A 13,667-nucleotide genomic window follows, 5' to 3' on the forward strand; every position below is an offset into this window, starting at 1 on the left:
ATCGCCGCTGTGCGCCTCTCCGTCCTCGACCTCACGCCGGTCCGCACCGACCAGTCCACTCCGGATGCACTGGCGGCAACGATGCGACTCGCGACGATCGCCGACGATCTGGACTACACCCGCTACTGGGTCGCCGAGCACCACAACATCCCATCGGTGGCGGCGACCAGCCCGGCGCTGCTGACCGCGATGATCGCCGCTGCCACCTCGCGTATTCGGGTGGGCTCGGGTGGAGTGATGTTGCCCAATCATGCGCCCCTGGCCGTGGCCGAGCAGTTCGCGCTGCTGGAGGCCGCCCATCCCGGACGTATCGACCTGGGCATCGGACGTGCCTCCGGAGCGGATCCGGTGGCGTCGATGGTGTTGCGCGGCGGACGCGGCGACCATGACAACCAGGGCCTCAATGATTTTCCCGACAATCTCACCGACGTGATCGCCCTGCTGGGCACCGCGGGAGTGTCAGTGCAACTGGCGGACCGCAGCTACATTCTGCGGTCGACGCCGCACGCGCTGACCAGGCCGCGCGTGTTCGTGCTGGGCTCCTCGGTGCAGTCAGCCCTAGTCGCCGCGACCAAGGGGCTGCCCTACGTATTCGGCCATCACCTGTTCGGCGAACACACCGACGAGGCGCTGGCGTGCTACCGGTCGCGGTTCGTCCCGAGCGAGCTTGCCGCCGAGCCGGTCGCGTTTTTGACCGTGAACACCGTGGTTGCCGAAACGCACGACGAGGCAACGGCTTTGATTCTTCCGTATCTGCGGCTGCAGGCCCGAACCGCGACCGGACAACCACCCGGCCCCCTGGAACTGGTCGAAGACGCCGAGCACGCAGCTCTCACTCCGCAGCAGCACCGCGTCGCGCAGGGCGAACTCGAACGGGCCGTGGTCGGAACACCGGCCGAAGCGCTCACGCAACTGCAGCAACTGGCCGACCGGTTCGGCGTGGACGAGTTGATGCTCAACCCGGTCGCATCCGCCCGGCGCGGCACCGACCCAGCCCGCGCACCGGGGCGCGAATCCACTCTGCGACTATTAGCTGAAGCGGCATCGACAAAGTGAACAACAGGTGAAGGCAAACCAACACCAGAGGGCTGCTCGGTGAATGTTTCGGGTGCCTTTTCCAACTGTCAATGAACAACTGCTGACAGTCTCCGAAAAGTCCCCTTCGCGGCTGCGTTTCGGGCTTCAGATCGCATAGCGTCGGGTCTGCGCCCAAGGGCGTACGCGATCCGCAATGCAGCGATCGCGGAACTTGAAAAGACTTTCGACGAGGAGCCTTCATGTCGTTCGTCACAACGCAACCCGAAGCGTTGCTGGCCGCCGTCGCCAACCTGCGAACCATCGGTTCGTCGCTGGCCGCGCACAGTGCCGCGGCCGCGGCGCCCACCACGGGCGTGGTGCCGGCCGCCGCCGACGAGGTATCCGCGCTGACCGCCGCCCAGTTCGCCGCCCACGCCCAGGCCTACCAAACCGCGAGCGCGCAGGCGGTGGCCGTCCACGAGATGTTCGTGAACGCCCTGAGCAGCGGAGCCAACGCATACGCCGCAACCGAGGCTGCTAACGCAGCAGCGGCCGGTTAGGTCACCGCGATGGACTACTTGTCGTTGCCTCCTGAGGTGACCTCCACCATGATCTACTCCGGGCCCGGCTCGGAGCCCATGGCCGTGGCCGCGTCGGCGTGGAGTGCGCTGGCGGCTGAACTGAAAACCGTTGCGGCCGAGTACCGGGCCGTCATCAACCAGCTGACCTCAGAGGAATGGCTCGGGGCCGCGTCCGCGTCGATGGCAACCGCAGCAGCGCCCTACGTGAACTGGATGGAGCTCACCGCCGCGCAGGCCGAGCAGGCCGCCACACAGGGCCGGGCCGCCGCAGCCGCTTACGAGAGCGCACACGCCCAGACGGTGCCGCCGGTGGCCGTCACCGCGAACCGCCAGCTGCTGCAGCAGTTGGTCGCCACCAACATCCTCGGGCAGAACACCCCGTCGATCGCGGCCACCGAGGCCGAGCACGGTGAGATGTGGGCCCAGGACACGCTGGCGATGTACGGCTACCACGCCCAGTCCAGCGCCGCGACCCAGCTCAACGAGTTCACCGCGCCGCCCAACCCGACCAACCCGGGTGGTGACGCCGCGAACGCCAACGCGGTCGCCTCGGCGAGCGGCACTGCCACGGCCACCAAGGCGTCCAGCACGTTGCAGAACCTGCTGAACTCGCTGACCCCCAAGGCGGCCGACGGCTCGACTTATGGCGCCGATGACATCCTCGCCGACCCGAACTACAACCTGTCCAACCAGCTCATGACCCAGCTGGTGAGCAACTCGAACCTGCAGTCCAACAACGTCTGTGCGGTCTGGCGTGGCGTCAGCGGTGTGCTCGGCCTGCAGAAGTTGTTCGCCGACGGCGCCAAAGCGGCGGCACCGGCCGCCGCCTCGGCAGCCAGTGGCGCCGCTTCCGGCGCCGCGAGCGCGGCCTCGGGTGCCGCCGGCGCAGTGGGCGGCCTCTCGGTCCCGGCGGCCTGGGTTCCGCCGATGGCGGCGGCGTCCACGCTGGGCCCGGTTTCCGGCGGCTCCTGGGTGCCGGTGGGTCCCGCTGCCGCGGCGGCGCTGCCGTCCGCGGGCGGAATTCTCGGCGGTGCCCCGATCGCCCCTCCGGCGGGAATGCCCGGAATGCCGGGTATCCCGGCTGCGGGCGCGGCAGGAGCCGGCTTCCGCGGGTTTGGTGGGCCGCGTTACGGAACCGCGTTGACCGTCATGCCGCGTCGCCCCTTCGGCGGATAGCACCGAGGCCGAAATGATCGACTACGGGGCGCTGCCTCCGGAGGTCAATTCCACGCGGATGTACGCGGGTGCCGGCTCCGGTTCGATGTTGGCAGCAGCGGGGGCCTGGGATGTCTTGGCCCAAGAGTTGAGCGTGACCGCGGCCGCGGTGGACATGACCATCGCGGACCTGACCAGCGGTCCGTGGCGCGGACCGTCGGCGACCGCGATGGCCGCGGCGGCACTGCCGTTCACCACCTGGTTCAAGACGACGGCCGCGCAAGCCGAACAGGCGGCCATGCAGGCCAAGGCCGCGGCGGCCGCCTTCGAAGCCGCGTTCGCGATGACGGTGCCGCCCCAGATGGTGTTCGCCAACCGGGCCCAGCTGATGATGTTGGTCGCCACCAACTTCTTCGGCCAGAACACCCCGGCCATCGCGGCGACCGAAGCGCATTACGCGGCGATGTGGGCGCAGGACGCCGCGGCGATGTATGCCTATGCCGGTGGTTCCGCGGCGGCGTCGCAGTTGTCGGAGTTCACCTCGCCGCCGCAGACCACTAACCCTGCTGCGCAGGCGGGGCAGGCCACCGCGACCACCCAGGCCGTCGGCAACTCGGCGGCGTCGCAGGCCGCCTCCCAGGCGACCTCGCAGGCGTTGAACTCGTCCTTGCAGTCGCTCACTCAGGCGGGCGCGGCCACTGGGACGCCCGTGGTCCCGGCTACCGGTACCGCACCAACCACCGGTTCGGCGGCGTGGACCGCGTTTCTGCAACAGATCGTCACTCCGTTGAACACGCTCACCGGCTACACCAACTCCGCCATGGGCCCGTTCCGGCTCTTTGACATGGCCGGTCAGTTCCTCAACGGTGAGGAGGTCTCCGGTCAGGCGGTGGCCGATGCCAGGGCGTTCTTCACCGAACTGACCAAGGTGGCCGAGGTCGCGAAGGCGGGAACCGCAGCCTCCTACACCCCGGGGTTCGGCGCCGCATCACCGTCAGTCGCCCTGGGCCGGGGCATCCAGGTCGGGGCGTTGTCGGTGCCGCAGAGTTGGCCGATGGCTCCGACTTCGGCCAATCAGGCTGCGGCGACACTGGCTTCGAGCCGGGTGGCCGCTGCGGAGGCCGGCGCGATGCCGCGCGGCGGCATGGCAGGGTTGGCCGGCATGGCGGGTCTGCCCGGGGCCAGTGCCGCGGCCAACGGCGGGCCTACCGGCTTCCGGTTCGTTCCCCGGTACGGCTACCGCCACCGGGTGATGAACCGGCCGCCCAGCGCCGGGTAGGTGCTGGGCCGGTCAGATCAGCGCGCCCAGTAAGGCGAGCGGCAGTATTCCCAGGTCAACCGCGAGTGGGAGGCCGATGGCGTTCAGGAGATTGCCGTCGGCCAGCTCCGAGGCGAAGATGTCGAAGTTGATCGGCGGCAAGTTGAACAACAGCGCGGTGCCCACGTCCAGGAACGGAATACCGGTGTGCGGCGGGAAGGTACCGAACAGGTCATCCAGCGTGGGGAAGGTCGACACGAAATCCGCCATCTGCGTGTCGGAGATCGCGTTGATGAAGCCCTCCATCTCGGCCATGAAGGCCGGCGGAGTGTTGGTCGGGTTCACGATGTCGTCGACAAACGCGGAGACACCCTGCTGCCAGCCGTTGCTCAGCGCCTGCGGCAACTCCTGCATGAGTGCCGCCAGCGTCGCCGAATCCGGCAGAAAACCCAACGGAGTCGCCACGTCGGCGGGGCCTTGACTCCAGCCGTGCTCGATATTGCCGTAGCCCAGGTTCACCAGGATGCGGGTGACCGGCTCGAACAGATCGTAGAGCGCCTGTCCCCCGCTTCCGAAGAACAGCAGCGGATACAGCAGCGGCAGCCCCTCGGTCGGAATCATGTAGTAGTTGGTCAACGAATCCGGCGATGCATTCGGCAGCAGGATCGCGTCATTGATCTGATCGGCCGTCAGCCCCAGATAAGTGGTGTGCTGGAAGGCAATTCCGAAGATCGCGTTGAGGACCGACAAGAAGTTGATCGGGTATTGCGGGAAGTCGGCGAACCCATCGTATTCACGGTTGTAGACCTCGGTCAGGTAGAGATCCGACGGTCCGGCGCCACTGAATGTGAGACCGATGCTCGGAAGAGTGGGCTGCGCATTGTCCGGCAGATTGAAGCGCTCCAGCATGCCGCCGTTCGGGGCGCTGACATCACCGATCATCACGAAATGCACGTAGTCACTGGGCACGCCGGCACTCGCGAGCTGGTACTGCAACAGCGACTCGATGACCGCGCCCTGCGACCAGCCGAACACCACCGCGGGATTTTCGGCGCTCAGGTCTCCGTTCTGGTACGCAGCCATGATCGCGTCGTAGAGGTTCTGCTGACCCTGTGCCAGTGATTCATCCAGCGTCCCGCCGAAGGGACCCAAGAACGGGTAGAGCTGTTCCGGTGTGGTGACAACCTGGGTCGTGCCGGTGAAGCCGAGCGGCTCCAGATACAGCGACATGGCGGCGTCCACGTAAGACGGGCCGGGCGTGGCCAGGCCACTGCCGCCGATGATGAACGCCGTGCCGCCGCCCAGCGGCTGAACCGCAACGTCATTGGCGGCCAGGCGCACTCCGGGAATGTGCAGGGCAGTGGACGGCGCAGCCGCCGCGGTAGGTGCGATCAAGCCGGCACCCATGACGGCGATGGCAACAGCGCCCACGGGGCCGCGTACGTGATTCACTGGGGTTCTCCTTCGGGCAGCCCGATCAGGCTGTTGCGGTGGTCGACGATAAACAACGCGGGTATAGGGGTCAGATCACTGCGCCCACCAGGGCAAGCGGCAATATCCCCAAGTCGTACGCCAGCGTGGTTCCGATGGCGTCGAGCAGATTCCCGTCGGCCAGCTCCGAGGTGAAGATCTCGTAGTCGATCTGCGGGAGGTTGAACAACAACGCGGTGCCCACGTCCAGGAACGGAATGCCGGTATGGGGTGGGAAGGTGCCGAAAAGGTCTTGCAACGTGGGGAAATTCGAGAAGAACGCTGCCAGCTCGCTGCCGGTGGCGATGTCACCGCTGAGTTCGTTGGCGAATTCGGTGATGAACGCCGGTGTGGTGTCGGTGGGGTGGAAGATGTCGTCGAAGAAGGCGGAGAAGCCCTGCTGCCAGCCGTTGCTCAGCGCCTGCGGCAACTCCTGCATGAGAGCTGCCAGCGTGGCCGAATCCGGCAGGAACCCCAATGGCGTCGCCACGTCGGCGGGGCCTTGGCTCCAGCCGTGCTCGATGTTGCCGTAGCCCAGGTTCACCAGGATGGTCATCACCGGTTCGAGCAGATCGTAGAGCGCCTTACCGCCGTTTCCGAAGAACAACAGCGGGTCCAGTAGCGGCAGCCCGTCGGCCGGAATCATGTAGTAGTTGGTCAGCGAGTCCGGCGACGCATTCGGCAGCAGGATCGCGTCACTGATCTGCTCGGCCGACAGGCCCAGGTAGGTGGTGTGCTCAAATACGATGCCCAACAAGGCGTTGATGTCGGCCAAGATGTTGATCGGATACTGCGGGAAGTCGGCGAAGCCGTCGTATTCGTGGTTGTAGACCTCGGTCGGGTAAAGGTCGGACGGCCCGGCCCCACTGAACGTGATACCCAGGCTCGGCAGGTTCGGCTGCGCATCATCGGGCAGGTTGAAGCGCTCCAGCAGGCCGCCGTTCGGCGAGCTGACATCGCCGACCATCACGAAATGCACATAGTCACTGGGGACACCCGCACTCGCGAGCTGGTGCTGCAGCATCGATTCGATGACGGTGCTCTGCGAATATCCGCCGATGACGATCGGATGCGCGGCGTCGACATCTCCGCCGGCCAGTTGTTGCATGACCGCTGCGTACAGATCCTGTTGCCCCTGCGCCAACGAGTCGTCGAGCTTTCCGCTGAAGGGGCCGGTGAACGGGTAGAGCTGTTCGGGCGTGGTCACGGCCTGTGTGGTGCCGGTAAAGCCATGCGGTGCAAGGAAAAGCTCGGCGTAGCGCGCCTGATATCCGGGACCGGGAGTGGATAACACGCTGGGCCCGACGATCAGCGCCGTGCCGTCGCCGAGGGAGAAATCCGAGGCGTGGATAACGGCGCGCTGCACCACACCCCCGTGCGCGTCGGCCGCCGACGGTGCCGCCAGTGGAGCGGCTGTCAGGCCGGCGCCGACAATGACGACACCGACGGCGCAGGATACGGGGCGGGTCCGCGGCATTGGCCTTTGCGCTCCTTCGTCCAGCCCGGCGACGCGGACTTCGCAACCGCTGCACGACCATGCGAAAGCTGTCGAGCAACCTTTGAATTGCCCGAAAATAACATAGACATAGCGCGCGCAATAGTGCGCACTCTAATTTTTTAGTGGCTAAAGTCGGCCCGCGCCGAGCCGCCCGGAAACCGGGCGATGATCAGGCGGGCTTGGCCGGCTTGGCCGTATCGGCAGACGGGTTGACCCCCGCGGGAACGTCACCGAACCGGCTGGCTACCACCGGAACCCAGATCTGGGCTCCGCGCTGGCCGCACTCATTGCTTTCGACGGTGGCGACCATCGCGCCGTGCAGCACACCCGGAATGGTCGGCTCCAGTGAGAGCACCTGCGTGGTGGTCTGACTGTCCTGCCGGCCGTCCACACCAATGCACGGCGTCTGCACTGTCTGCGGTCGAGACCGCCACGTGTCGCCGGTGAATTCGAGGACCAATTCATTGCCGCCGGACGGCGTCTTCACCGTCTTCCGGTGATCCTTCGCGTCCAGCATCATCGCCGACGCCGTGCACGCGGAGCTGTCGCACGACGACTGGACGGCCCACCAGGTGCTCACATTGGGCGGCTCGGGGTTGGGGACCCCGTTGTACTTCTCCCCGGCCCGGTTGGCGTCGACGCGGTAGGTCCCCTCGAAGGCGGGCGCCTTGGGCGGCGGCGCCACGGCCGCCGCGGGTGCACCACCGGCGGCGACCGCCGCCGTGTCGGCCGGCTCCTCGGCCAGCAGGCGCGGGACGATGGCCGCCACCGATCCCACCACGGCAAGCCCCAAGGGCACCAGGACAGCGGGTCTGGCCAGCTTCGACAGCCGGCTCGGCGGCGGCGCCGGCAGTGCTCGCGGAACGCCCCGCACGACGGTCTTGGCCGAGTCGGACTCGTCGTCGGCGGCCGGATCCGCAAGCTGCTCGGCCAGGGCTGCGACGAAGTCCGAGCAGTCCCGGAATCGCTCGGCGGGGTCTTTCGCCAGCGCCGCGGCGAGCACGTCGTCGAACTGTTCCAGCTCGGGACGCCGGTCGCTGAGCAGCGGGGGCGGGGTGTTCAGGTGGTGACTGATCACCGTCACCGGGTTCTCGTGCTGATACGGCGGTGCTCCGGTCAGCATCTGGAAGGTGGTGGCGGCCAGGGCGTACTGGTCAGCGCGTTCCAGGCCTTCGGAACCCATGAGTTGTTCGGGTGCGGCGTAGGCGATGGTGCCGATGGCCAGATTGCTGGCGGTCAGCCCGGTGGGGCCGCTCAGTTGCCGGGCGATGCCGAAATCGGCCAGCACGGCGGTCAGCACGTCGTCGCCGTCCTCGGTCACCAGAATGTTGCTGGGTTTGACATCGCGGTGCACCACCCCTTGCCCGTGGGCGTAATCCAGGGCGTCGGCGATGCTCGCGACGATCGGAATGACGATCTGAGCCGGCATCCCGGCCGGGAACTTGCGGGTGATGAGTTCGCCGAGCGTCTCGCCCTCGATGTAGTCCATCGACAGCCACAGCCGGCCGCGGTATTCGCCGCGGTCATGCACGCGCACGATGTTCGGGTGCACCAGCACCGCGGCGGCTTCAGCCTCCCGCCGAAACCGCTCCTCGTACTCGTCGTCGGCGCTCAACGAGCGACGCAGAATCTTCAGCGCTTCACGTCGGGGCAGCCGGGGATGTTGCGCAAGGTACACCTTGCCCATCCCGCCAGCACCCAACAGTTTCAAGATGGTGTACTCAGCAAAAATTGAGCCCGCCGCCAGAGCCATGCCGCAGACACTAATGACCGTGGGTAAACAGTTGGGTGATACGAAGCAGCCAGCCGGCAAAGAACCGCCGATACCAGCGCCGGAGCCACGCGCTGGCAGGATGAAACCGTGACGACTTGGCCGGCGCCGACGCCCACCGCTCCCATCGACGCGACGGTGACCGTGCCCGGCTCGAAGTCGCAGACCAATCGGGCGCTGGTGCTGGCTGCGCTGGCCGCAGCACGCGGCGGTGGCGTCTCCACCCTCTCCGGCGCCCTGCGCAGCCGCGACACCGACCTGATGCTCGACGCGCTGCGGGCCCTGGGCCTGCGGGTCGAGGCAGTGGCCCACCACGTGACGGTCAGCGGCAAGATCGACCCGGAGCCGAACATCCGGCTGAACTGCGGCCTCGCCGGCACCGTGCTGCGGTTCGTGCCGCCGCTGGCCGCGCTGGGCACCGTCACCGTCACGTTCGACGGCGACGAGCAAGCGCGGGTCCGGCCGATCGCACCACTGCTGGATGCGATGCGCAGCCTGGGCATCGTGGTCGAGGGCGACGGGCTGCCGTTCGCGATCCACGGCACCGGATCCGTCGCCGGCGGCACCGTGGCGATCGACGCCTCCGCGTCGTCGCAGTTCGTCTCCGGCTTGTTGCTGGCCGCCGCGGCGTTCGACGACGGACTGACCGTGGTGCACACCGGGGCGACACTGCCGTCGGCCCCGCACATCGCGATGACGGTGGCGATGCTGCGCCAGGCCGGAATCGACGTCGACGACGCCACCCCGAACCGCTGGCGGGTCAAACCCGCGACGACGACGGCCCGGAACTGGGAAATCGAACCGGACCTGTCCAACGCCACGCCATTTCTGGCGGCCGCGGTGGTCACCGGAGGCCGGGTGCGCATCGCCGGCTGGCCGGCCGTCGGCGTACAGCCCAGCGAAGCCATCACCGAGATCTTCGGCGCTACCGGTGCCCGGGTGAGCCACACCGCGGCACACCTGCAGGTACAGGGCCCGGGCAGCTACGGCGGCTTCGACGTGGATCTGCGCGCGGTGGGCGAGCTCACCCCGACGGTGGCCGCACTGGCGGCACTGGGGGCCCCGGGGTCGGTGTCGCGGCTGAGCGGCATCGCGCATCTGCGCGGGCACGAGACCGACCGGCTGGCGGCGCTGACGACCGAGATCAACCGGCTGGGCGGTGACAGCGTCGAGACCGCCGACGGCCTGGTGATCACCGCGACCCCGCTGCACGGCGGAACCTGGCACTCCTACGCCGACCATCGGATGGCCACCGCCGGTGCGATCATCGGGCTGCGGGTTCCCGGCGTCGAGGTCGAGGACATCGAGACCACTGCCAAGACCCTGCCGGCATTCCCCCGGATGTGGGCCGACATGCTGGCCGACGCGGGGGCCGGCGCTTGAAACCGCAGGACTACGACGAATCCGACGTCAAAGTCCGCTCCGGCCGCGGCTCGCGGCCGCGCACCAAAATCCGCCCCGGGCACGCCGACGCCCAATCGGCCATGGTGGTCAGCGTCGACCGCGGACGCTGGGGTTGCGTCTTAGACGGCCCAGACGGCCCGGCTGACGTCCAGGTCACCGCGATGCGCGCCCGCGAGCTGGGGCGCACACCGATCGTGGTCGGCGACCATGTCGACGTGGTCGGCGACCTGTCCGGCCGGCCCGACACCCTGGCCCGGATCGTCCGGCGCAGACCGCGGCGAACCGTGTTGCGGCGCACCGCCGATGACACCGACCCCACCGAGCGGGTGGTGGTCGCCAACGCCGACCAGCTGCTCATCGTGGTCGCGCTGGCCGATCCCCCGCCGCGGACCGGTCTGGTCGATCGGGCGCTGATCGCCGCCTACGCCGGCGGGCTGGCGCCGATTCTGTGCCTGACCAAGACGGACCTGGCGGATCCGGAGCCGTTCGCCGGCCAGTTCGCCGATCTGGATCTCACGGTGGTCACCGCGGGCCGCGACGACCCGCTCGACGCCGTCGCTCCGCTGCTGGAATCCCGGGTGACGGTGCTGCTGGGACACTCCGGGGTCGGCAAATCAACCTTGGTGAATCGCCTTGTCCCGGAAGCTGACCGGGCCGTCGGGCGGGTCACCGACATCGGCCGGGGCCGGCACACGTCCACCCAGTCGGTGGCACTGCGGCTGGCGGGATCGGGCTGGGTGATCGACACCCCGGGGATCCGCTCGTTCGGTCTGGCCCACATCGCGCCCGACGACGTGCTGCTGGCGTTCTCCGACCTTGCCGAGGCGATCGCCGACTGTCCCCGCGGCTGCGGCCATCTGGGTCCGCCGGCCGACCCGGAATGTGCGCTGGACAACCTGACCGGCGCAGCGCAGCGACGTGTGGAAGCGGCGCGCCGGCTGCTCACGGTGCTGCGCGAGGGCTGACCCGGCCCTCCGCAGGGCCGCCGATCAGGCGGCCAGGTCGAGCTTCTTGTCGCGACGCCAGCCCCGCACCGCCGCGATGGCGGACCTGAGACCACGACGACGACCGGTCACCGGGTCGATGCGAGGGAACCCCGGTCCCAGCTCGGCGAACATCTTCTCGCTGCGAGTCTCCGGCGCGTCATCGGCGGTGTCACGCAGGAAGCGGTCCGGCAGTGACAGTTTGGCGATTGTGCGCCAGGTCTTGGCGTACTGCACCAGGAACGGCCCGGAAGTGTAGGGCAGGTCGTACTTCTCGCACACGGCACGCACCCGCACCGCGATCTCGGGGTAGCGGTTGCTCGGCAGATCGGGGAACAGGTGGTGTTCGATCTGGTGCGACAAGCTGCCGCTGAAGAACCGCATCGCCGGCCCGGCATCGATGTTGGCGCTGCCCAGCAGTTGCCGCAGGTACCACTGACCCTGCGACTCGCCGACCATGTCGGTCTTGGTGAACTTCTCTGCGCCGTCGGGAAAGTGGCCGCAGAAGATGATCGCGTTGGACCACACGTTGCGGATCACGTTGGCGATCGCGTTGGCCTTCACCGTCGAGGCGAATGTCGCGCCGGGCGACAATGAGGTCAGGGCCGGAAACGCCACGTAGTCCTTGAACACCTGCCGGCCGGCCTTGCCGCCGAACTCCCGCAGCCGTGCAAAGGTCGCCTCACGGTTGCTGCGGCCTTTGAAGATCTTGCCGATCTCCAAGTGCTGCAACGCGACTCCCCACTCGAACCCGATCGACAACATGGCGTTGTAGAACAGGTTGAGCACGTTGAAGCGCTGCCAGGGCGTGTCGCGAGTGACCCGGATTACCCCGTAACCCACATCGTCGTCCATCCCGAGGATGTTGGTGTACTTGTGGTGAGCGAAGTTGTGGGTGAAGCGCCAGTGCTTGGAGACGCCGGCCATGTCCCACTCCCAGCCGGTCGAGTGGATCTCCGGGTCGTTCATCCAGTCCCACTGACCGTGCATGACGTTGTGGCCGATCTCCATGTTCTCGACGATCTTGGCCACGCCCAGGGTCGCCGTGCCGGCCCAGCGCGCCCAGCGCCGGTTACCCGCCGCCAGCAGCACCCGGCCGGTCACCTCGAGCGCCCGTTGGGCGGCGATGGTGCGGTGAATGTACCGGGCGTCGCGCTCCCCGCGAGTGGCCTCGACGTCCCGGCGGATGGCATCCAGTTCTGCGGCGAGGTTCGCCACGTCGGCGTCGCTGAGGTGCGCAAACACCTCGACGTCGGTTACCGCCATCAGACCGCCTTTCGGAAACGCATGACCGTTTGCACCTACGCTATCGTAACCTACGATCCCGTAGGTTACCAGCGGGTAATCATCAGACGTCGAGTTCGCAATCGCCGGCTGCCGTGCTGATGCACGTCTGCACCCGAGTGCCCGGCTCGTGGTCGGCGCCGGTCCGCAGATCGCGAACGTGTCCGTCCAGCAGCGTCACCACGCACGACTGACAGATGCCCATACGGCATCCGAACGGCATCGAAACCCCGACGCTCTCCCCGGCCTCGAGCAGGGTGGTTGCCGCATCCGCCAGCACACTCTTGCCGCTGGCCGCGAAGGTGACGGTGCCGCCCCCCTCGGCCGCCGCGGTGCGCGCCACCGTGAATCGCTCGACGTGCAGCTGGTCGGCGATCCCGGCGGCGGCCCAGACCCGCTCGGCGTCGCCCAGCATCGCCGCCGGTCCGCACGCCCAGGTCTGGCGCTCACGCCAGTCGGGCACCTCAGCGTCGAGGGCTTCGGGTCCACGCAGCTCCAGGCGGCCCTGGTCTCTAGTGGTGCGCAACAGCAGCCGGTAACCGGGATGGTCACGCGCCAAGGCGGCCAGCTCATCGGCGAACAACGTGTCGGCAGCCGTGGGCGCCGAATGCAGGTGGACGACGTCGGCGATGGCGCCCCGGCGGGCCAGCGAGCGCAACATCGCCATAATCGGCGTGATCCCGGATCCGGCGGTGACGAACAGCACCGCGGCCGGCGCCGGGTCGGGCAACACGAACTCCCCCTGCGGCGCGGCCAGCCGCACGACGGTTCCCGCAGCGACGCCGTCCACCAGGTGGCTGGACAGGAAACCTTCGGGCATCGCCTTGACGGTGATGGAGATGGTGCGGGCCCCGGTCACCGGCGGAGATGTCAGCGAGTAGGAACGCCAGCGCCATCGACCGTCGACCAGCAGGCCGATGCCGATGTACTGACCGGCCCGATAATCGAACTGAAAACCCCAGCCGGGCCTGATGATCAGCGTTGCCGAATCCGCGGTCTCACGCCGAACCTCCACCACCCGGCCGCGCAGTTCGCGGGCCGACCACAACGGGTTGGCCAACCGCAGATAGTCGTCGGGCAGAAGTGGTGTGGTGATCTGTGTTGCGATGCGGCGCACAGCATTCCAGACCGGATGACGGTCGGCGCCGGCGGCAGTCGGCCGCTTGGCGTCACCGATATGGGCGACGATCGCCGAGTGCTTCTTGCTCACGAAAACTTTCCTGCTCGCTACCGGGGGGTGATGAAC

General features: G+C 67.9%; 11 protein-coding genes. 6 read left to right on the top strand and 5 right to left on the bottom strand.

The annotated features are described in order from the left end of the window. Nucleotides 1-9 precede the first annotated feature (9 nt). The 4 genes from K3U94_RS16810 to K3U94_RS16825 all read left to right on the top strand — a co-directional run bounded on the left by K3U94_RS16810 (nucleotide 10) and on the right by K3U94_RS16825 (nucleotide 4,032). Nucleotides 10-1,056, top strand: coding sequence for an LLM class flavin-dependent oxidoreductase (locus tag K3U94_RS16810; protein WP_220694448.1), 1,047 nt, complete (start codon nucleotides 10-12; stop codon nucleotides 1,054-1,056). A 221-nt stretch (nucleotides 1,057-1,277) separates the two neighbouring features. Then, the gene (locus tag K3U94_RS16815) at nucleotides 1,278-1,577 is read left to right on the top strand and encodes a PE family protein (protein ID WP_220694449.1); all 300 of its coding nucleotides are present in this window, start codon (nucleotides 1,278-1,280) and stop codon (nucleotides 1,575-1,577) included. A 9-nt stretch (nucleotides 1,578-1,586) separates the two neighbouring features. After that, nucleotides 1,587-2,774, top strand: a complete 1,188-nt coding sequence (locus K3U94_RS16820) for a PPE family protein (protein WP_220694450.1) — start codon at nucleotides 1,587-1,589, stop codon at nucleotides 2,772-2,774. Between the two features lie 13 nt (nucleotides 2,775-2,787). Beyond that, nucleotides 2,788-4,032 (top strand): PPE family protein, encoded by a 1,245-nt coding sequence (locus tag K3U94_RS16825; protein WP_047318836.1) that lies wholly within the window; start codon nucleotides 2,788-2,790, stop codon nucleotides 4,030-4,032. Nucleotides 4,033-4,044: 12 nt separating this feature from the next. Here K3U94_RS16825 and K3U94_RS16830 read toward each other — a convergent pair whose 3' ends face one another. From K3U94_RS16830 to K3U94_RS16840, 3 genes are all read right to left on the bottom strand, one after another. Further along, the gene (locus K3U94_RS16830) at nucleotides 4,045-5,463 is read right to left on the bottom strand and encodes a PE-PPE domain-containing protein (protein ID WP_131721481.1); all 1,419 of its coding nucleotides are present in this window, start codon (nucleotides 5,461-5,463) and stop codon (nucleotides 4,045-4,047) included. A gap of 70 nt (nucleotides 5,464-5,533) precedes the next feature. After that, nucleotides 5,534-6,958 carry a PE-PPE domain-containing protein gene (locus K3U94_RS16835; RefSeq protein ID WP_220694451.1) on the bottom strand — a complete coding sequence of 475 codons (1,425 nt, stop codon included), beginning with the start codon at nucleotides 6,956-6,958 and terminating at the stop codon, nucleotides 5,534-5,536. A gap of 190 nt (nucleotides 6,959-7,148) precedes the next feature. Then, the gene (locus tag K3U94_RS16840; protein ID WP_047318833.1) at nucleotides 7,149-8,732 is read right to left on the bottom strand and encodes a serine/threonine-protein kinase; all 1,584 of its coding nucleotides are present in this window, start codon (nucleotides 8,730-8,732) and stop codon (nucleotides 7,149-7,151) included. Between the two features lie 108 nt (nucleotides 8,733-8,840). On the opposite strand from K3U94_RS16840, the gene aroA reads away from it, so the two are divergent. Together aroA and rsgA are read left to right on the top strand one after the other, a co-directional pair. Next, nucleotides 8,841-10,133, top strand: a complete 1,293-nt coding sequence (gene aroA / locus K3U94_RS16845) for a 3-phosphoshikimate 1-carboxyvinyltransferase (protein ID WP_220694452.1) — start codon at nucleotides 8,841-8,843, stop codon at nucleotides 10,131-10,133. Beyond that, nucleotides 10,130-11,119, top strand: a complete 990-nt coding sequence (gene rsgA, locus K3U94_RS16850; RefSeq protein ID WP_047318831.1) for a ribosome small subunit-dependent GTPase A — start codon at nucleotides 10,130-10,132, stop codon at nucleotides 11,117-11,119. Before aroA ends, rsgA begins: the two co-directional genes overlap by 4 nt. A gap of 24 nt (nucleotides 11,120-11,143) precedes the next feature. Here the strand turns inward: rsgA and K3U94_RS16855 are convergent, their stop codons facing one another. Next, nucleotides 11,144-12,403 (bottom strand): fatty acid desaturase family protein, encoded by a 1,260-nt coding sequence (locus K3U94_RS16855; protein ID WP_220694453.1) that lies wholly within the window; start codon nucleotides 12,401-12,403, stop codon nucleotides 11,144-11,146. An 82-nt stretch (nucleotides 12,404-12,485) separates the two neighbouring features. After that, a complete protein-coding gene (locus K3U94_RS16860) occupies nucleotides 12,486-13,631 on the bottom strand; it encodes a ferredoxin reductase (protein WP_220694454.1) in 1,146 nt (381 codons plus the stop codon). Nucleotides 13,632-13,667 lie beyond the last annotated feature (36 nt).

The organism is Mycolicibacter heraklionensis (assembly GCF_019645815.1).
Taxonomy (GTDB): Bacteria; Actinomycetota; Actinomycetes; order Mycobacteriales; family Mycobacteriaceae; genus Mycobacterium; species Mycobacterium heraklionense.

Excerpts from the sequence above, each read along its gene's own strand:
- K3U94_RS16820 (WP_220694450.1), top strand. The coding sequence starts at position 1,587 with ATGGACTACTTGTCGTTGCCTCCTGAGGTGACCTCCACCATGATCTAC.
- K3U94_RS16815 (WP_220694449.1), top strand. The coding sequence starts at position 1,278 with ATGTCGTTCGTCACAACGCAACCCGAAGCGTTGCTGGCCGCCGTCGCC.
- K3U94_RS16840 (WP_047318833.1), bottom strand. The coding sequence starts at position 8,732 with ATGGCTCTGGCGGCGGGCTCAATTTTTGCTGAGTACACCATCTTGAAA.
- K3U94_RS16835 (WP_220694451.1), bottom strand. The coding sequence starts at position 6,958 with ATGCCGCGGACCCGCCCCGTATCCTGCGCCGTCGGTGTCGTCATTGTC.
- K3U94_RS16855 (WP_220694453.1), bottom strand. The coding sequence starts at position 12,403 with ATGGCGGTAACCGACGTCGAGGTGTTTGCGCACCTCAGCGACGCCGAC.
- K3U94_RS16825 (WP_047318836.1), top strand. The coding sequence starts at position 2,788 with ATGATCGACTACGGGGCGCTGCCTCCGGAGGTCAATTCCACGCGGATG.